The sequence below is a fragment of the Streptomyces sp. MST-110588 genome, assembly GCF_022695595.1.
Lineage (GTDB): Bacteria > Actinomycetota > Actinomycetes > Streptomycetales > Streptomycetaceae > Streptomyces.
The window spans coordinates 6,700,188-6,720,275 of record NZ_CP074380.1; the positions used below are offsets into that span (position 1 = coordinate 6,700,188).

The 20,088-nt window shown below is 71.9% G+C and carries 12 protein-coding genes and 1 pseudogene; 9 read left to right on the top strand and 4 right to left on the bottom strand.

The features are described 5' to 3' along the window. Positions 1 to 190: 190 nt before the first annotated feature. A complete protein-coding gene (locus KGS77_RS29360) occupies positions 191 to 1,309 on the bottom strand; it encodes a LacI family DNA-binding transcriptional regulator (RefSeq protein ID WP_242587766.1) in 1,119 nt (372 codons plus the stop codon). Positions 1,310 to 2,246: 937 nt separating this feature from the next. On the opposite strand from KGS77_RS29360, the pseudogene KGS77_RS29365 reads away from it, so the two are divergent. After that, positions 2,247 to 3,134, top strand: a pseudogene (locus KGS77_RS29365) (glycoside hydrolase family 16 protein); the annotation flags it as partial. Between the two features lie 40 nt (positions 3,135 to 3,174). After that, entirely contained in the window at positions 3,175 to 4,416 is a 1,242-nt protein-coding gene (locus tag KGS77_RS29370) for a beta-1,3-glucanase family protein (RefSeq protein ID WP_242586152.1), read from the top strand. Positions 4,417 to 4,547: 131 nt separating this feature from the next. Here KGS77_RS29370 and KGS77_RS29375 read toward each other — a convergent pair whose 3' ends face one another. The 3 genes from KGS77_RS29375 to KGS77_RS29385 form a co-directional block, all read right to left on the bottom strand. Further along, entirely contained in the window at positions 4,548 to 5,921 is a 1,374-nt protein-coding gene (locus KGS77_RS29375; protein WP_242586153.1) for an MFS transporter, read from the bottom strand. Positions 5,922 to 5,993: 72 nt separating this feature from the next. Next, positions 5,994 to 7,121, bottom strand: a complete 1,128-nt coding sequence (locus KGS77_RS29380) for an MFS transporter (protein ID WP_242587767.1) — start codon at positions 7,119 to 7,121, stop codon at positions 5,994 to 5,996. Between the two features lie 299 nt (positions 7,122 to 7,420). Then, positions 7,421 to 9,229: a glycoside hydrolase family 15 protein gene (locus tag KGS77_RS29385; protein WP_242587768.1), complete on the bottom strand. Its 1,809-nt coding sequence runs from the start codon at positions 9,227 to 9,229 to the stop codon at positions 7,421 to 7,423. A 399-nt stretch (positions 9,230 to 9,628) separates the two neighbouring features. Here KGS77_RS29385 and KGS77_RS29390 point away from each other — a divergent pair, with 399 nt between their 5' ends. From KGS77_RS29390 to KGS77_RS29420, 7 genes are all read left to right on the top strand, one after another. Continuing rightward, a complete protein-coding gene (locus tag KGS77_RS29390) occupies positions 9,629 to 11,317 on the top strand; it encodes a CTP synthase (protein ID WP_242586154.1) in 1,689 nt (562 codons plus the stop codon). A gap of 187 nt (positions 11,318 to 11,504) precedes the next feature. Next, the gene (locus tag KGS77_RS29395; protein ID WP_242586155.1) at positions 11,505 to 12,131 is read left to right on the top strand and encodes an NUDIX hydrolase; all 627 of its coding nucleotides are present in this window, start codon (positions 11,505 to 11,507) and stop codon (positions 12,129 to 12,131) included. A gap of 823 nt (positions 12,132 to 12,954) precedes the next feature. Continuing rightward, positions 12,955 to 14,937: a tetratricopeptide repeat protein gene (locus tag KGS77_RS29400; RefSeq protein ID WP_242587769.1), complete on the top strand. Its 1,983-nt coding sequence runs from the start codon at positions 12,955 to 12,957 to the stop codon at positions 14,935 to 14,937. A gap of 242 nt (positions 14,938 to 15,179) precedes the next feature. Continuing rightward, on the top strand, positions 15,180 to 16,295 hold the full coding sequence (gene ald / locus KGS77_RS29405) for an alanine dehydrogenase (RefSeq protein ID WP_242587770.1): 1,116 nt from the start codon (positions 15,180 to 15,182) through the stop codon (positions 16,293 to 16,295). 373 nt (positions 16,296 to 16,668) lie between these two features. Then, positions 16,669 to 17,832, top strand: coding sequence for a ParA family protein (locus KGS77_RS29410; RefSeq protein WP_242586156.1), 1,164 nt, complete (start codon positions 16,669 to 16,671; stop codon positions 17,830 to 17,832). Then, complete coding sequence (locus KGS77_RS29415) at positions 17,817 to 18,473, top strand: hypothetical protein (RefSeq protein WP_242586157.1); 657 nt, start codon at positions 17,817 to 17,819, stop codon at positions 18,471 to 18,473. Before KGS77_RS29410 ends, KGS77_RS29415 begins: the two co-directional genes overlap by 16 nt. Before the next feature lie 374 nt (positions 18,474 to 18,847). Beyond that, positions 18,848 to 19,975 carry a segregation/condensation protein A gene (locus KGS77_RS29420; protein WP_242586158.1) on the top strand — a complete coding sequence of 376 codons (1,128 nt, stop codon included), beginning with the start codon at positions 18,848 to 18,850 and terminating at the stop codon, positions 19,973 to 19,975. Positions 19,976 to 20,088: the final 113 nt, after the last annotated feature.

Here is a 20,088-nt window from a genome sequence, read left to right on the forward strand (position 1 = left end):
GACGGAGCGGTGTTCGGTGCGTGCGCTCGGTGTGCGGTGTGAAGGGTCATGTGGCGGAGCCACCTGTCCCTTTGCGCCGTGCGGCGAGGGTGCGTGCCGGGCGTCGCGAGGCCGCGGAGATCCATCAGAAGCGCCCTAAGGGCGGTTCCGGCGAGCCAGTCGTCCAGTCTCGGCTGCCACGCCGAGCAGGTCAGGTGGATTCGCGTACGACCAAGGTGGCGGGGGTGATGACGGGGGAGAGGACCGGTGGGGCGGTGGGTGCGGCGGTGGCGGGCGTGGCGGTGGCGGACGTTGCGGCGGCGGGTGTCGCAGGGGAGGACAGCAGGCTCAGCAAGAGGCGGGCCATCAGGCGGCCCATCTCTTCGACGTCCTGGCGCACCGTGGTCAGTGGCGGGTCCGCCCAGGCTGCGGGCTCCAGGTCGTCGTAGCCCACCACCGCCACGTCTCGCGGCACCCGCCGCCCGTACGCCCGGAGGGTACGCAGCGCGCCCGAGGCCATCAGGTCGGAGCAGGCGAAGACCGCGTCCAGGTCCGGGGCGGCGGTCAGGAGCGTGGCCATGGCGCGTTCACCGCCGGACGCGGTGAATCCGCCGTCCGCGATCAGCCGCGGGTCCGGTGCCGCGGGCGCCAGCGCGTCGCGGTAGCCGTCCAGGCGGTCCTGGGCCGAGGTCTGGTCGAGCGGTCCGGTGATCACGGCGATCCGGCGGCGTCCTGTGGCCAGGAGATGGCGTACGGCCTGACGGGCGCCACCACGGTTGTCGGTGTCGACGTACAAGGGTTGGGCCCGGGTCCCGGTGGCGGGGGCGGGGGACGGGCGGGGCGCCGTGGTCGGGGCGGTCCAGCCGGGGCGGCCACCGAACACGGTGGGCAGACCGGCGGCCTCGGCCATCGCGGGCAACGGGTCGTCACGGTGCAAGGAGAACATCAGCGCTCCGTCGACATGGCCGCCCGACAGATAACGGCCGATCCGGTCGTAATCGGCACGGTCCTCCACCAGCAGCAACAGCAACTGGGTGTCGGCGGCCGACAGTTCCCGGCTGATGCCGCGCAGGTGCTGGGCGAAGAAGGGGTCGGAGAAGACCCGGGCCTCCGGCTCGGCGATCACGACGGCGACGGCCCCGGTCCGCCGGGTGACCAGCGAGCGGGCCGCACTGTTGGGTACGTAGCCCAACTCGGCGACGGCTCGCCGGACCTTCTCCGCCACCGCGGACCGTACGCCGTTCCCGCCGTTGACCACGCGCGAGACCGTGGCACGGGAAACGCCGGCCCGCGCGGCGACCACCTCCAGGGTCGGGCGAGGGCTGCACATCGGGCTCGACACCGACCAACTCCTTTGGCTGCAAGGCCACTTGACGCCCGGGCGTCAAGTCGGCAGGGTGCCCGTACACGATATGAGAGCGCTCTCAAGCTGTGCACCCCCCAGCGAGGTCCCGATTCCTCACCGCCCCACCTTGCCGAGGAAAGGTCAGGTTGTCATGGGCATGCCAGTTCGTCCGCCACGCATGGCGCGAAAAGCCCGAGAGGTCCAAGAGGTTCAAGAGGCCCGAGAAGTCCGAGGGGGCGAAGGGGAGCACCGCTCACGAACGAGAGCGGTGCTCCGTTCTCTGATCCCCGCTTCCTACGGAGAGCGCCGGTCAGAAACGAGAGCGGCGCTCTCTTCCGTGACTCCTGCTCTCTTAGGAGAGCACTGCTCCGGGATGAGAGCGGTGCTCAGTTCTGTGATCGCCGCTTCTCGACGAGAGCATTGGTTACGTACGAGAGCAGTGCTCTGTTCTGTGACCTCTGCTCTCAAGAGAGAGCGTCGCTCTGGGACGAGAGCGGTGCTCCGTTTCGTGGTTGCCGCTTCTCGACCGGAGCACCGGTTACGTACGAGAGCGGTGCTCTCCTCTGCGTCCCCCGCTTCCCGGAGAGAGCGGCGATCGCGTACGAGAGCAGTGCTCTGCTCTGCGATCACCGCACTTGCGGCGGCCTGCGCCCTGGTCCTGGTTCCCGCCGGGACGGCCCACGCCGCGGCTGTCCCCGACACGGCGAACCCGACCGGAATCGATTCGACCAGAATCGACGCGGCAGGAATCAGCCCGGCCGGAATCAATCAGGCCGGAATCGGACCGGGCAGCGTCAACCTCACCGCAGTCAATCCCGTGCCGGCCGGTCCCATGCCAGCCGACCCCATGTCGACCAGCCCCGTGCCAGCCGACCCCATGTCGACCGATCTCGTGCCGGCCGGTCCCGTGCCAACCAACCCAATGTCGACCAGTTCCGCGCCGACCACCGCCGCGCCGACTAACCCCGCGCCCGGGGCGCTCGCGTCAGTCGTCTCCGCCGGGGCTGCAGGCTTTCGGGAGGTTTGGCGGGCGGACTTTGGTGGGGGTGCTGGTTCGCGGCCGTCGGGGGAGGACTGGATCGTTGATACGGGGACGTCCTATCCGGGGGGTCCGGCCAACTGGGGTACCGGTGAGCGGCAGACGTACACCGATCGACCCGAAAACGTTCAGCTTGATGGGGCCGGGCATCTCAGGATCACGGCGCTGAAGAACGGTGCCACGTGGACCTCGGGTCGGATCGAGACTCGGCGTACGGACTTCGCGGCCCCAGCCGGTGGCAAGCTCCGGATCGAGGCGCGCATCCGGATGCCCGACGTCTCCGGTGACGCGGCCCTCGGCTACTGGCCCGCCTTCTGGACGCTCGGCGCCGCCTTCCGCGGCAATTACTGGAACTGGCCGGGCATCGGCGAGTTCGACGTCATGGAGAACGTCAACGGCCTCAACAGGGTCTGGGGCGTGTTGCACTGCGGTGTGAACCCGGGTGGGCCCTGCAACGAGACGCAGGGCAGGGGCGGCTCGCGCGAGTGCCCCGGTTCCGCCTGCCAGGCCGGCTTCCATACGTACGCGCTGGAGCTGGACCGCGGCGGCGCCGTGGAGTCCTTGAACTGGTCGGTGGACGGGCAGCGGTTCCACTCCGTCACCTCGGCCCAGATGGATGCCGACACCTGGGCCAGGGCCACCCACCACGGCCATTTCCTGCTGCTGAACCTCGCGATGGGCGGGGCGTTCCCCGATGCCGTCGCGGGCCGTGCCACCCCTACCGATGCAACGCGCCCCGGGGGTTCGCTCCTGGTGGACCATGTTTCCGTCTCCGTACAGCCCGCGCGGGCCGTTCGACAGGGGCCACGTCATGATCAACCGCCGCAGGCTGCTCGGCTGTCTCGCCGTACCGGCTACCTCCGGCCGCGCGGTACAGGCCATGTCCGGCCTCGCGATACCGGCCGTGGCCGGCGCGGTCGCCGCGTCGGCCACCGGGAGGCGGCCCGCCGCCCTCGGTTCCGCAGCGCCCGCCGCCCCCATCACCCTCCCCCTGCGCATCGTCAACCGCACCGGTCACTACGCCAATTCGTCCATCCGCATCTACATCGTCGGTCACGACGGCACCCGGCAGGTACGGGTCACCCCCGAGGGCACACTCGCGCCCGTCGCCCTGGAGGACAACGGTCCGGACGGCTTCACCGACTACGCGCTGCCGCTGGCCGCGAGCGGCACCACGACCCTGCGGCTGCCCCGTATGTCCGGTCGCCTCTACGTAGCGCTCGGCGCCCGGCTGAAGTTCCGGGCCGTCCGGGACGGTGACGGCCGGCCCGCCCTGGCCCATCCGGCGGGCTGGGTCCCCTCGGACCCCAACTACCCCGTCCCGTACGACTGCGCGGAGTTCACGTACGACCAGTACGGGATGCACTGCAACACCACGATGGTCGACATGTTCAGCGTCCCGATGGCCATCAGGCTCACCGGGGCCCGGGACCAGACGGCCGGGACGCTCAAGGACGGTGCCCGCGCCCGGATCTTCGCCGAGCTCGCCGGCACCGAGGGCTTCTCCCGGCTCGTCGTCGGTGACCGGCGCGTCATCGCCCCGGGGCACGGCCTGGACGGCGGTCTGTTCGCCCGCGATCACCTCGCGCCGTACATCGACGGAGCCTGGGCGGCGTACGAGTCCAGGGACTTGAAGGTCACCACCGGCGCCGGCACGTTCACCGGACGGGTCCGTGCCGGCCGGCTCTCCTTCACCGGGCCCTCGGCGGTCACGGCGGCCACGGCGGTCTCCTTCGCCAAGCCCACCACCCGTGACGTCCTGTTCTGCGACGGCGCGCTGGCCGCGCCCAACGACGGCGTCAGCGGCCCGGTCGCCGCCGTACTCGGCGCGGCCCTCAACCGCTCCACCCTCACCGCCCACGCCGTCCAGCCCACCACCGACCCGGCGCTCTTCTACCGCGAGCGGCTCACCCACCACTACGCGCGGGTCATGCACGCCGCGAGCGTGGACGGCAGGGCGTACGGCTTCGCCTTCGACGACGTGGCCGGCTTCGCCCCGTACATCGAGGACGGGGCGCCGCGCGAGATGACTCTCACCCTCACGCCTTGGTGACGATCGTCGGGGAGTGGGGGCGCTTGGGGGCTGTGGGTCGCTTGGACAGGAGGCAGGAGGCAGGAGGCAGGAGGCAGGAGGCAGGAGGCACGGCGGGTCCTGCCGGTTCATCGATTCACCGGTTCACCGGTTCACCGGGCACGGACGAGCTGTCGTACGGCGAGGGCGGCGACCGGGGCGATCACAAGCGCCGTGGCGGCGTTGAGCCCGCCGAAGCCGACCAGCGCGACGACGCCGCCGGAGAGCGCACCGCCGGCGGCTCCGGCCAGGTTCATCAGCGCGTCGGACTGCCCCTGCACCTCGGAGCGGTGTTCGGCGGCGGTGGCCTCGGTGAGCAGCGTCGCACCGGCGACGGTCGCACAGGACCAGCCGAGGCCGAGGAGGACGAGGCCGGTGGCGGTGGCCCCTTGGGAGCCGTCGGCGGTCCCGGCGACCAGCGCGGCGGCGACGAAGAGGAGCTGTCCCAGGACGATGACGGGGGCACGCCCGACGCGGTCGGTGAGCCGGCCCACGAGGGGCGAGAGGGCGTACATCCCGGCGATGTGCAGGCTGATGGTGAGGCCGACGATGTGCAGCGTGGCGCCGTGGTGGGTGAGCTGGACAGGCGTCATGGTCATGACGGAGACCATGACGGCATGCCCCAGGACCAGGGACATCAGTCCGAGCAGGGCGGCGGGCGAGGACCGTACGTGGCGCAGCGCGGCGGCCGTACGGGCCGGGAGGGAGGCCCCGGAAACGGTCGCCGTGGAGCTGTCGACGGCGGCCGGGCGCAGCGGATCGGGCCGCAGGAGGAACCAGATCACCACCCAGCCCAGCACGAAGGCCAGGACGGAGAAGACGAACGTACCGGCCTCCTCGGGAAGTTCGAGCGCGCGGGCGATCGGCTCGCCGGGGCCGGAGAGGTTGGGGCCGATGACGCTGCCCACGGTGGTGGACCAGACGACCAGCGACAGCGAACGGGCCCGGTCGCCGTCCTCGGCGAGGTCGGTGGCGGCATAGCGGGACTGGAGGTTGGCGGCGGTGCCGGAGCCTATGAGCAGACAGCCGAGGAGGACCGGCGGGAACCAGCCGAGCCGGGCGGCGGTCAGGACGAGCAGCGCGCCCGCGGCGGCCAGCAGCCAGCCGGTGCCGAGCCCCACCCGGCGCCCCCGGGACCGGGAGAGGCCGGCGAGCGGGATGCCGAGCAGGGCGGCGCCGAGGGTGGTGCAGGTGGTCGCGAGGCCGGCCGCGGCGTCGGACCCGGTCAGCCGGCTCACCAGCAGCGACCCGGAGGAGAGCGTCGCTCCGATGCCGACACCGGCTATGACCTGGGCGGCCATCAAGACCTTGACGGTACGGCGCTGTACGGCGGCCCGCGCGGTGTGTGCCATGGGCGCGGTATGTGCTGTCTGTGCGGTGTGCGCCGTACGGTCGCGGCCCGGGGACGGCCCGGTGTCCGGGGACGGCTCGACGCCCGGGCAGGGGCCGTCGGACGGATCGGTCGGCGCGTGCGGGGTTCCTGGCATGCGGCACAGCGTACGAGCGGTCGTGGAGCGGCGGTGGCTCGGCGGCGGTCTCCTGAGGCGCGGCCCGCGGCTCTACTCGGCGGACTCGGGTACGTAACGCGTCGGATGCCGCCCGCCGAGGAGCACCGCGCAGGCTCCGACGGTCAGCAGCCCGCCGAGGAGGAAGGCGCCCCGCACACCGGCGAGCGGCAGAACCAGTCCGCCGAACGCGGCGCCCGCCGCGATACCGGCGTTGTAGGCACCGGAGTTCGCCGCGAGGGCGATGTCCGTACGGCCCGGCGCGCAGTGCAGTATCGCGTGCTGGGTGGCCATGAACACCGGTCCCAGTGCGGCGCCCGTCAGCACCAGGAACATCACCGCGGCGACCGGATCGGTGCCGGCCGCGTACAGGCCGAGCATGCCCACCGCCTGTGTGGCCACGGCAGCGATCAGCGCGGAGTGCGCGAAGCGGTCCAGCAACGCGCCGGTGACGCTCGCCCCGGCCAGACACGCGACGCCGAAGGCCATGAACAGGGCGCTGACCGCCCCCGGAGAGAACCCTGTCACCTCACCCAGGAACTTCACGAGGTAGGTGTATCCCGCGAACGCCCCGGTGGCGGACAGGGTTCCGGCCGCCAGTACGGTCCCGAACCGGCGGGCGTCGGGAGCGGTTCCGTAGGCGGCGGCCTCTTCTCGCGGACGCGAGGTCGGCAGCAGTACGGCGATGGTCACCAGGCAGACGAGCCCCAGGGCCGCCGGTACGGCGACCGGCACCGGCCAGCCGCTCCGCCGGCCCAGCCAGGTCCCGGCGGGGACACCGGCCACCAGCGCGAGGGAACCGGCGACGGACAGCGCCCCGACCACACGCCCACGGATCCCGGGCGCGAACAGGCCCACCGCGACCGGTCCCGCCACGGCCCAGAACAGCGCCTGGGCGAGCGCGGTCGGCAGCCGCGCCACCAGGAGCAGCCAGTAGGAGGTGGCCAGGGCCGCGACCAGGCTGGATGCGACCAGGGCGGCCAGTAGCCCCGTGAGCACGTGACGCCGGGGCACGGCCCGCAGGACGTGGGCGAGCGGCAAGGAGGCGAGGGCCACCGTCACGCCGTAACCGGTGACCAGGAGACCGACCGACGGCACCGGTACGTGCAGGCTGTCGGCGATGAGCTCCAGGAGGCCGATCGGCAGGTTCTCCGCGGTGTTGAAGGTGAAGGCGGCCGGCATGAGGGCCACGAGCACCGCCGGCCTGTGCCACGCGGGCCTGTGCCGTGTCGGCCTGTGCCACGGAGCCGGTCGCGTCGTGACCCCGCGGTCTCTTCCCGGCCTGGTCCCTCGCACCTGCTCCATGGCACCGTCCATGGAGGTACCCCACCGGGCTCACCCGTCCCGTCGCAACAGAATTCCGCTGCCGTGCGGGGCACTGCTCATCCAGGCCCACCCGGGCTCATCCGGCCCTGCGCCCCCACTTCCCGCACCTCCCGCACCTCCCGCACCTACGCGTACGACGCCCCGATCCCCACGCCCTACGCCCCGTACGCCCCGCTGGCCGTCAGCCGCAGCGCCGTGTCGATCAGCGGAACGTGACTGAACGCCTGCGGGAAGTTGCCCACTTGGCGCTGCCGCTTGGAGTCCCACTCCTCAGCCAACAGGCCCAGGTCGTTGCGGAGCGCGAGCAGCCGTTCGAAGAGTTTGCGGGCCTCCTCGACCCGGCCGATCATCGCCAGGTCGTCCGCGAGCCAGAACGAGCAGGCCAGGAAGGCCCCTTCGTCCCCTTCCAGGCCGTCCACGCCCGCGTCCTCGCCGGACGTCGGGTAGCGCAGGATGAAGCCGTCCTCGGTGCCCAGTTCGCGCTGGATCGCCTCGATCGTGCCGATGACGCGTTTGTCGTCCGGCGGCAGGAAGCCCATCTGCGGGATCAGCAGCAGCGAGGCGTCCAGTTCCTTGGAGCCGTAGGACTGGGTGAAGGTGTTGCGCTGCGGGTCGTAGCCCTTCTCGCACACGTCGCGGTGGATGGTCTCGCGCAGCTCCTTCCAGCGCTCCAGGGGGCCGTCCACGTCGCCGGACTCGATCAGCTTGATCGTGCGGTCCACCGCGACCCAGGTCATCACCTTGGAGTGCACGAAGTGGCGGCGCGGGCCGCGCACCTCCCAGATGCCCTCGTCCGGTTCGTCCCAGTGCTTCTCCACCCACTGGATCAGCTTGAGCTGGAGGAGGGAGGCGTAGTCGTTGCGGGCCAGCCCGGTGTTGTGCGCCAGGTGCAGCGCTTCGGTGACCTCGCCGTACACGTCGAGCTGGAGCTGTCCGGCGGCGCCGTTGCCGACCCGGACCGGCCGGGAGTTCTCGTATCCCGTCAGCCAGGTCAGCTCGTTCTCGCCCAACTCCCGTTCGCCCGCGATCCCGTACATGATCTGGAGGTTCTCCGGGTCGCCGGCCACCGCCCGCAGCAGCCACTCGCGCCAGGCGCGGGCCTCCTCGCGGTAGCCGGTGCGCAGCAGCGAGGAGAGGGTGATGGCGGCGTCCCGCAGCCAGGTGAAGCGGTAGTCCCAGTTGCGGGAGCCGCCGATGTCCTCGGGCAGTGAGGTGGTGGGCGCCGCGACGATGCCGCCGGTGGGCGCGTACGTCAGTGCCTTGAGGGTGATCAGCGAGCGCACCACCGCGTCCCGGTAGGGGCCGTGGTACGTGCAGTGCTCGACCCACTCGCGCCAGAACTCCTCGGTGGCCTCCAGGGAGCCCTCCGGGTCCGGCAGGCCCGGCTCCTGGTGGTGGGAGGGCTGCCAACTGAGGGTGAAGGCGATCCGCTCACCGGGGGAGACGGTGAAGTCGGAGTACGTCGTCAGGTCCTTGCCGTAGGTCTCGGCGTCGGTGTCCAGCCACACCGAGTCCGGTCCGGCGACCGCGACCGTACGGGTGCCGACCTTGTGCACCCACGGCACGACCCATCCGTACGCGAACCGCATGCGCAGTGCCGAGCGCATCGGCACCCGGCCGCTGACCCCTTCCACGACGCGGATCAACTGGGGCGCGCCGTCGCGCGGCGGCATGAAGTCGATGACGCGGACCGTGCCGCGCGGGGTGTCCCATTCGGATTCCAGTACGAGCGAATCGCCCCGGTACCGGCGCCGGTCGGCCGGCTGCGGCTGCCCCTCCGGGCTCGTGGCGGGCCCCATCCGCCAGAACCCGTTCTCCTCGGTTCCCAGCAGGCCCGCGAACACCGCCGGTGAGTCGAAACGCGGCAGACACAGCCAGTCCACCGTGCCGTCCCTGCACACCAGAGCGGCGGTCTGCATATCGCCGATGAGTGCGTAGTCCTCGATGCGCCCGGCCACGTACATCTCCCGTCGAACTGGAGTGACGCCCCCCATGGGACGTGTGATCTGTCCGTCCTGCCCATGTAACTGCGCCGAGCGCCTGGTCCGGAAATCGGGCGGGGGTGGTGCCGTGCCGGACGGCTCATAGCGAGTGTCCGAGCAGGATACGACGCACGCAAGTGATCCGCGTGCCGCCGGGGCAGTACGGTGATCGGCCGAACGGGTGGCCTCGGTCACGTCGGCCGCCGCGAGCGTGGCCGGGCGCGACCGTGTCCGGTCGCTGATAGCCTGGTACCCCGTGGACCGGTGGGCCTGAGCGCAAGTCACGGCACCCCCGAACCGCAGCGACGGCACCCCGGAAGCCTCCGGGACGGCGCCGGATCGCACTCTCCACCTCGCGACCACGGGAGCTCCCTCTTGGCCATGCCGCCCACTGCCTTTCGGAACAACACAGGCACGACGACCAAGCACCTCTTCGTCACCGGGGGCGTCGCCTCCTCGCTCGGCAAGGGGCTCACCGCCTCCAGCCTGGGTGCGCTGCTCAAGGCGCGGGGCCTTCGGGTCACGATGCAAAAGCTCGACCCGTACCTGAACGTCGACCCGGGGACGATGAACCCCTTCCAGCACGGTGAGGTCTTCGTCACCAACGACGGGGCCGAGACCGACCTGGACATCGGCCACTACGAGCGCTTCCTGGACGTCGATCTCGACGGCTCGGCGAACGTCACCACCGGCCAGGTCTACTCCACGGTGATCGCCAAGGAGCGGCGCGGCGAGTACCTGGGCGACACCGTGCAGGTCATCCCGCACATCACCAACGAGATCAAGCACCGCATCCGGCGGCTGGCGTCCGAGGACGTCGACGTCGTGATCACCGAGGTCGGCGGCACCGTCGGCGACATCGAGTCGCTGCCGTTCCTGGAGACCGTCCGCCAGGTCCGCCACGAGGTCGGCCGGGACAACGTCTTCGTCGTCCACATCTCGCTGCTCCCCTACATCGGCCCCTCCGGTGAGCTGAAGACCAAGCCGACGCAGCACTCCGTGGCCGCGCTGCGCAACATCGGCATCCAGCCGGACGCGATCGTGCTCCGTGCCGACCGCGAGGTCCCCGCCGCCATCAAGCGCAAGATCTCGCTGATGTGCGACGTGGACGAGGCCGCGGTCATCGCCTGCCCGGACGCCCCCTCGATCTACGACATCCCCAAGGTCGTGCACGCCGAGGGCCTGGACGCGTACGTCGTACGCAAGCTGGACCTGCCCTTCCGCGACGTGGACTGGACCCAGTGGGCGGACCTGCTGGACCGCGTCCACAACCCGGACCACGAGGTCAAGATCGCGCTGGTCGGCAAGTACATCGACCTGCCCGACGCCTACCTCTCGGTCACCGAGGCGCTGCGCGCCGGCGGCTTCGCGAACAAGGCCCGCGTGAAGATCAAGTGGGTCACCTCCGACGACTGCAAGACCGCGGCGGGCGCCAGGAAGCAGCTCGCGGACTGTGACGCCATCTGCGTCCCCGGCGGCTTCGGCGACCGGGGCGTGGACGGCAAGGTCGGCGCGATCACCTACGCCCGCGAGAACAAGGTCCCGCTGCTGGGCCTGTGCCTGGGGCTGCAGTGCGTGGTCATCGAAGCGGCCCGCAACCTCGCGGGCATCCCGGGCGCGAACTCCACCGAGTTCGACCCGGCCACGCCCGACCCGGTGATCTCCACCATGGCCGAGCAGATGGACATCGTCGCCGGTGAGGGCGACATGGGCGGCACGATGCGGCTGGGCATGTACCCGGCGAAGCTGGCCGAGGGCTCGATCGTGCGCGAGGTCTACGGCGACCAGCCGTACGTGGAGGAGCGCCACCGCCACCGCTACGAGGTCAACAACGCCTACCGGGGCGAGCTGGAGAAGAAGGCCGGACTGCAGTTCTCCGGCACCTCCCCGGACAACAAGCTGGTGGAGTACGTCGAGTACCCGCGCGAGGTGCACCCCTACCTGGTCGCCACCCAGGCGCACCCGGAGCTGCGCTCCCGCCCGACCCGCCCGCACCCGCTCTTCGCGGGTCTCGTGAAGGCGGCCGTGGAGCGGCAGCAGGCCGGCCGCGCGGCGGGCGCCGCCAAGTAGCGGCAGGAGCCGGGCGCCGCGGGGCGCCGGTGAGCTGACGGTTACGGTTGCCGGGGTACGGCCTTTCGAGGACGTACCCCGGCTTCCGCGTACCCGGACGCTGTGCGTGCCCGGGCCGGACGCCGCATGTGACAGCGTTACAGCGTATTCAGCGTTACCGAGCCATACGTGTTGCAGGAGGACGTGCATGACGATCAAGGACACGCCCGAGGAGTGGCAGGTCACCGGGAGCCGGACGCCGTTCGTGGGCAACAAGACCAGCGTCCGCACGGACGAGGTCGTCATGCCGGACGGCGCCGTCGTCACCCGTGACTACCAGGTCCACCCCGGCTCGGTGGCCGTGCTCGCCCTGGACGAGGAGGGCCGGGTGCTGGTCCTGCGCCAGTACCGCCACCCCGTACGGCACAAGCTGTGGGAGATCCCGGCCGGGCTGCTGGACGTACCCGGCGAGAACCCGCTGCACGCCGCCCAGCGCGAGCTGTACGAGGAGGCCCACGTCAAGGCCGAGGACTGGCGGGTTCTCATCGACGTCTACCCCACGCCCGGCGGCTGCGACGAAGCCGTACGGATCTTCCTGGCCCGTGGCCTGTCCGACGTGGAGGGGGAGCGCTTCGAGGTCTCCGAGGAGGAGGCCGACATGGAGCTGGCGCGGGTGCCGGCCGAGGAAGTGGTGCGCGGCGCGCTCGCCGGGGAACTGCACAACAACTGTCTGGTCGTGGGCGTTCTGGCGCTGACGGCGGCGCGGGCGGGGGACGGGCTGGACGCGCTGCGCCCGGCGGAGGCCCCGTGGCCGGCCCGGCCGTTCCAAGCCTGAGGGACGCCGGATCCGGCCGCATGGATCTTCCTGTGTGCCTCGCCGGAGCTGGCCGGGTCCCCGCTCTGCCGTGCCGCACGGTTCGATCATGGTCTGCACCGGACGGGTGACCCGACCGCCCTGCTCCTCCCGGCCGGTGACGGATCGTGAACTACGCTCGGTCGCGTTCCCGTCGCGACCATGGCGGGATCATCGGTGCAGGTAGGACGGGAGCGTGCCCGTGACGGAACAGGCGGTGGGCGGCGGGCGCGTCCCGCCGGAGACGACGGTGGGAGCCGGCCCGGCGGCCGGGGAGCGGCCGGAGCCCGGGCCGGGCTCGGGTGCGGCCCCGGGAGCGTCGCCCGGTACGACGACGGGAGCGGCAGCCGGTACGACCGCGGGAGCGGCGGCCGGGGCGGCATCCGCGGCGACGTCCGGGGCGGCATCCGCGGCGACGGCCGGGGCGGCCTGTGAAACGGCCTCCGGTGCGGCACCCGCCCCGGAAGTCTGCGCGCCCACCGGCGAGCCCGCACCCCCGGTCACCGCTGCGGCCCCGGCCCCCGTCGCCGCCTCGGCTCCGGCCGGCACCGCGCCCGCGGATCCGGTCGGCCCGGTCGTCACCGAAGCGGCCCCGCCCGCCACCGAGGGGACTCCTGCCGCCGTGACCTCCGCCACCGAGGCCGGCGCCGTTCCCCGTACCGCAACGGTCACCGGAGCCGCCACAGTCACCGGAGCCGGCGCAGCCACCACGTCCAGCACAGCCACCACGGTCACCAAGTCCCCCAAGGAACGCCGCCCCGCCACGTCCCCGGTCCCCGCCCCCGCTTCGCCCCCCACCGGATTCATCGGGCGGCACCGCGAGCTGAAGGAGCTGCGCTCCGACATCGAGCGCACCGGCCTGGACACCCTCTCCGGCCGCAGGGGCTCGCGCAGCCGGGTCCTACTGATCGCCGGACGTCCGGGCTCGGGCCGTACCGCGCTGGCGGAGGAGCTGGCCCGGCAGCTCGCCGGGGAGTATCCCGACGGCGTGCTGCGGGCCCGGCTGAGCCTGCCCGGCGGCGGGCCCGCCCCTCTGGACCGTACGGCCGGTGAGCTGCTGCGCAGCCTCGGCGTCCCGGTACCGCCGGGGGCCGGCGACGACGAGCTGTCCGAGGTGCTGCGCACCGCCCTCGCCGACCGCCGCGCGCTGTTGCTGCTGGATGACGCCCCGGGCGCCGCGCAGGTCGAACCGCTGCTCCCGGACGCCCCGGGCTGCCTGGTCGTGGCGGTCTCCGAGGGCCCGCTGACCGGTATCTCCGACGTACGGCCGTGCACGCTCGGCGGCCTGGACGGCGCTGCCGCCGTCGAGCTGCTGGCCCGTTATGCGGGCCCGACCCGGATCACCGTCGATCCGTGCTCGGCGAAGTCCGTCGCCGAGGAGTGCGGCGGCCGGCCCGCCGCCCTGGTCCTGGCCGGCGGCTGGCTCGCCGCCCGCCCCAAGTCCTCCGTGGCCGATCTGCTCCAGGCACTGCGGGACCAGGGCGTGCCGCAGGACGGCCCGGTGGTGGACCGGCCGACGGTCCGCGCCTTCAGGCTCGTGTACGACACGCTGCCGCCGACCGCCGCCCGGATACTGCGGCTGATCACCCTCGCCCCGGCCGGTCTGGTCGACGCCCATACCGCCTCCGCGCTCGCGGGGTGCTCGGTCGCCGCCGCGGAGACCACGCTGCGTGACTTCGTGGACCTGGGCCTGCTGCGTACGGAAGGGGAGCGGCCGGGCGAGGGGGCGGGCGGCCCGGAGTGCCCGCGGTCTCCGAGGCGGACGCCGCTGGTGGAGCGGTCCGGCCGGACCGTCCCCGCGGTCCCGCCGGGGCTGCCCGCCGACGCCGCGCCCCAGCCGCAGTACCGGCTGCCGGGCTGCCTCCACGCCTTCGCGCGGGCGCTGCTCCTGGAACGGGAGCGGCCGGCCGAGATCCAGCTCGCCCGTGCGCGGATGCTGGAGCGGACCGTACGGCTGCTCCAGTCCTGCCGGGCGATGGGGGAGCCCGCCGACTCCCCGGCCCGCAAGAAGGTCGCCGGGCTGCCGCGCTCGCTGCGCTTCACCTCCTCGCGGTCCGCCGCGGAGTGGCTGGCCGGCCGGCGCTCGGCGCTGCTGGACGCGGCCCGGATCGCCGTCGCCGACGGTGAACTGGACACGCTGGACCGGCGGCTGATGGCGGCTCTGGTCCGGACCCTGATCACCCATCAGGGGGCGCAGGCCGCGGCGCCGGACCTGTACGGGCTGCACGGCCTGGTCCTGGAGGTCGCCGAGCGGCGCGGGCTGGCGCGGGAGGCCGCCGCCGCGCTGCTCAACCTCGGTGACCTGGACTCCCAGGCCGGGCGGACCGCGGACGCACTGGCCCGGTACCGGGCCGCGCTGGACGCCGCCCGCTCCGTACGGGACGCGGTGGCCGCCGGGCGCGCACTGGAGTCGCTGGGCGGCACGTACACGGAGCTGGGGGACTGGCAGCGGGCCGCCGACTGGTACGGGCGGGCGCTGGAGCTGCGGCTGACCCGGGGGAGCGGAGCGACGCCGCCCGGCTGCACGGCCGGCTGGGCGCGGTGCACACCTACGCGGCACGCTGGGGGGAGGCACTCAAGGAGTGGCGGGCCGCCGTGGGGGCGTACCGCAGGCTCGGGATGTGACGCAACAGGCACGGGCGATGGGAGAGGTGGCGCGGGTCCAGGAATACGCGGGACGCCCCAGGGAGGCCCGGCGGACCTGCCAGGAGGCGCTGGCTCTGGCGGGCCGGGTCGGGGACGGGCGCCTGGAGGCTGCGCTGCAGCTCAGGCTGGCCGACGCCTGTGAACGGCTCGATGACCCGGCGGCGGCCCGGACGCACCGCTACCTAGCGGAACGACTCCTCCTAGATCACCCTGAGTGACCTACGAAACCGCCAGTGCTTCCAGATGAGATTGATGCTTTGCAAGGCTAGACAACGAGAGATCCTTCAATAGACTGGCTGGGCCGCGGCTATCGCGGTCACTTCCGGCATGCCTCGCATGTATGGATTTTCCCCTGCTAGCTCTCTTACAAGGACCGTGATCGACGTGAAGGTCGGCATCCCCCGCGAGGTCAAGAACAACGAGTTCCGGGTGGCGATCACGCCGGCCGGTGTGAACGAGCTGGTCCGCCACGGCCACCAGGTCTTCGTCGAGAAGGACGCCGGCCTCGGCTCCTCCATCGCCAACGAGGAGTACACCTCGGCCGGCGCCACCATCCTGGACACCGCCGACGAGGTCTGGGCCACCGCCGACCTGCTGCTGAAGGTCAAGGAGCCGATCGCGGAGGAGTACCACCGCCTCCGCAAGGACCAGACCCTCTTCACCTACCTCCACCTGGCCGCCTCCCGCGAGTGCACCGACGCGCTGCTGGAGTCCGGCACCACCGCGATCGCGTACGAGACGGTGGAGACCGCGAACCGGCAGCTCCCGCTGCTCGCCCCGATGTCCGAGGTCGCAGGCCGCATCGCCCCGCAGGTCGGCGCGTACCACCTGATGCGCCAGGTCGGTGGCCGCGGTGTGCTGCCGGGCGGTGTCCCCGGTGTCGCCGCCGGCAAGGCCGTCGTCATCGGCGGTGGCGTCTCCGGCTGGAACGCCGTGCAGATCGCGGTGGGCCTGGGCTTCCACGTCACCCTGCTGGACAAGGACATCAACAAGCTGCGCGAGGCCGACAAGATCTTCGGCACCAAGGTGCAGACGATCGTCTCCAACGCCTTCGAGCTGGAGAAGGCCGTCGTCGAGGCCGACCTGGTCATCGGCGCCGTCCTGATCCCGGGTGCCAAGGCCCCCAAGCTGGTCACCAACGAACTGGTCGCCAAGATGAAGCCCGGAAGTGTCCTTGTCGACATCGCGATCGACCAGGGCGGCTGCTTCGAGGACTCCCGGCCCACCACCCACGCCGAGCCGACCTTCCAGGTCCACAACTCGGTCTTCTACTGCGTGGCCAACATGCCGGGCGCGGTGCCGAACACCTCCACCTACGCGCTGACCAACGCGACGCTGCCCTACATCGTCTCGCTGGCCAACAACGGCTGGGTCGAGGCGCTGCGCCGGGACGCCGCGCTGGCCAAGGGCCTGAACACCCACGACGGCAAGGTCGTCTACCCCTCCGTCGCCGAGGCGCACGGCCTGGAGTCGGTCGAGCTGAGCTCGCTCCTGGGCTGAAACGCTTCTCGGCTGTGATGTTTCTCTTCCGGAACGTCAACGCCGCGCGTCAATGACGCACATCCGGCCGGGCCTTGTCGACAAGGCCCGGCCGGCCGCGTTGGCAACACGCCGGATGTCCGGCATGGACCGGGCGGTCCCCAACTCGCCGCGAACGCAACCCATTAACCGATTCGTACACCCTCGAAACATCGGGCTTGTGGTGCTGGCACCCTTGACATCAGGCCGTTCGATTGCCGACACATCGGGCCGGGTCCGGTGGATTGTGTTGCTGCGGATGCCCGACACGCCATAGAGTCGCCAACCGTCGGCATGCTGCCACGCTGACCTATCGATAAGTTTCCTGGTCACATCCAAGGAGGTAAGACGACTTGTGAATGAGTCGACATTTTCTCCCGGAGGTGGACGACCAGGAGCGGTTGCACGGGGCCAGGGGTCCTCGGGGCTCAAGGCTGTCGGCTCCGTCGCTGTCCACACCTTCGCAGCCCATCAGAGCACGACCACGACAGCCCACCAGAGCATGGACGGCCATCACGTGAACGCCATGGCCGGCGACCAGGGCAGTGAAGATCCCGCCCGGCTCGCCGACTACGACGACCTGCCCGAGGGGCACTTCTACGATCCGGACGCGGAGTACGAACCGGACCCCGAATACGCGGCCACGCTCGCGCCCGACGCCGCGCGCCAGCGCCGTGAGCGCGTCGGCCCGACCGGGCGCCCACTGCCGTACTTCCCGATCCCCGGGCCACTGACGGACCACGGTCCCGCCAAGATCATCGCGATGTGCAACCAGAAAGGCGGGGTCGGCAAGACCACCTCGACCATCAACCTGGGCGCGGCCCTCGCCGAATACGGACGCCGGGTGCTGCTGGTCGACTTCGACCCGCAGGGCGCCCTGTCGGTCGGCCTCGGCGTCAACCCGATGGAACTGGACCTGACGGTCTACAACCTGCTCATGGAGCGGGGGATGTCGGCGGACGAGGTCCTGCTGAAGACCGCGGTCCCCAACATGGACCTGCTGCCCAGCAATATCGATTTGTCGGCCGCCGAGGTCCAGCTCGTCAGCGAGGTCGCCCGCGAGTCGACCTTGCAGCGCGCCCTGAAGCCGCTGATGGCGGACTACGACTACATCGTGATCGACTGTCAGCCCTCGCTCGGCCTGCTCACGGTCAACGCCCTGACGGCGGCTCACAAGGTCATCGTCCCCCTGGAGTGTGAGTTCTTCGCCCTGCGCGGTGTGGCGCTGCTCACCGAGACGATCGAGAAGGTCCAGGAGCGGCTCAACCCCGAACTGGAACTCGACGGCATCCTGGCGACGATGTACGACTCCCGGACCGTGCACAGCCGCGAGGTCCTGGCGCGCGTCGTGGAAGCCTTCGACGACCACGTCTACCACACCGTCATCGGCCGTACGGTCCGCTTCCCCGAGACCACCGTCGCGGGCGAGCCGATCACCACGTACGCGTCCAACTCCGTCGGTGCCGCCGCCTACCGTCAGCTCGCCAGGGAGGTGCTCGCCCGGTGTCACGCCGAGTGAGTCTGCCGGGAGCCGACGAACTGTTCCGCACCACCGGGGGGATGGCGCTGCAGTCGTCCTCCCCCCGCCGAGGGGCCAACGGCACCCCCGCGGGCGGCGAGACGCCCCGGGTACCGGCTCCCGGCGGCGAGCCCGACCCGGCGGCGGACGCGCCGCAGCCGGAGACCACGCCCCGCCCCCGGCAGCCGGCGGACGGCGAGACCCCCGGCACGCGGAGCGGGGAGAACGGTGCGGGGCCGGACGCGGGCACCGCCGCGCCGGTCGAACACAGCGGACGCGAGACGGAGCCACAGGCACCAGCACAGACACAGGCGCCCAAGGGCCGCCGCCGGCAGGAGCCCGCCGAGAACGGCACCGCCGCCGCACCGGCCGCGGCCCAGCAGACGGGCCAGCCACGCCGCCGGGGCCGCGGCGCCAACCGGCGCCCCAGCGGCCGGGAGCGGCACGACGAGAAGATCACCGTGTACGTCTCCGCCGAGGAACTGATGGACCTGGAGCACGCGCGGCTGGTGCTGCGCGGCGAACACGGCCTGGCCGTGGACCGGGGCCGCATCGTCCGCGAGGCGGTGGCCGTCGTCCTGGCCGACCTGGAGTCGCGCGGTGACGCCAGCATCCTGGTCCGCCGCCTGCGGGGGCGTTAGTTTCCGTCGGAGCCGAGGTGCCTGACGGCTGAGCCCCTGACGGCTGCCCGACGGTGCCGTACGGCCTTTCAGGCGCGGCCCGCAAGACCCCACCGGCCGGTCCGGCAGTCCGGCCGGTGGTCCGGGCCGGTGATGCGCCACAGCGGTCCGGACGGGTGGTGCGGGCCGGCGGTGCGCATCTGCGGCCCGGCCCGGGACCCGGGCCCGAGATCCCGTACGAGGTCATGCGGCGGGCCGGACCGGACCGGGTGCGCGGCGGAGCCGAAGCGGCGGGATAGCCTGCGTCCCCGGCCGGGGCTGATCAGGGGAATCCCACAGCAGGCCGCGACCAGCCCGTAGCCCTCGGCACGGGGACCGCAGCACCATGGACCACGATGCCGACGACGGACGACGACGCGCCTTTTCCCCCTTCGCCTTCTTCTCCTCCCTCACCGCCCTTCCCTCCCCCCGCTCCGCCTGCTTCCCGTACGGGGCGCCGCGCGCTGGGGCGGGGCCCTTGGCCCGAGGATCCGCCGCCCGCTCCCACGGAGTCCGGCGCTCAGGCCGGTACCGCCGAGGACGCGAGGACCGGGGACAACGCGAAGACCGGGGACAACGGGAGGACTGGGGACGACGGGAAGACCGAAGGGGCCGGGGAGACCGCGGAAGGGGCCGACGGCGGGCGGTTCACCGTACGGCTGGACAACTTCGAGGGCCCCTTCGACCTGCTGCTCCAGTTGATCTCCAAGCACAAGATGGACGTCACCGAGGTCGCGCTGTCCCGGGTGACGGACGAGTTCATGGCGCACATCCGTGCCATGGGACCGGACTGGGACCTCGACCAGACCACGGAGTTCCTGGTCGTGGCGGCCACCCTGCTGGACCTGAAGGCGGCCCGGCTGCTGCCGGTCGCCGAGGTGGAGGACGAGGCCGATCTCGCCCTGCTGGAGGCCCGTGACCTGCTGTTCGCCCGGCTGCTCCAGTACCGCGCCTACAAACGGATCGCCGACATCTTCAGCGGGCGCCTGGAGGACGAGGCGCGGCGCCACCCCCGTACGGTCGGACTGGAGCCGCACCACGCCGAGCTGCTGCCGGAGGTCGTCATCGGAATCGGCGGCGAGGGCTTCGCGCGGCTCGCCGTGCAGGCGATGCGGCCCAGGCCCAGGCCGCAGGTGTACGTCGAGCACATCCACGCGCCGCTGGTGAGCGTGCGCGAACAGGCCGAGGTGCTCATGGCGAAGCTGCGGGAGGTGGGGGAGGCCGGTTTCGGTGAGCTGACCGAGGACGCCGGGGACACCCTGACCGTCGTGGCGCGCTTCCTGGCGCTTCTGGAGCTCTACCGGGAGCGGGTGGTGGTCCTGGAGCAGGAAGAGGCCCTGGGGGCGCTCACGGTCCGCTGGACGGGCGGAGAGGGGGCACGGCCGGTGGTCACGGACGAGTTCGACCGGGAGCCCGGCCCGCCGGCCCCGGACGGCGGGCCGAAGCAGCAGGAAGAGCGACGGGAAGAGGCGGAGCAGGCGTGAACGGTACGGACGAGACGTACGCGGCGGACGGGACGCACAAGGCACAGGAGTCGTACGAGGCACGGGAGCCGCGCGAGGCATACGCGGCGGACGAGACGTACGGCGTCCCGGGA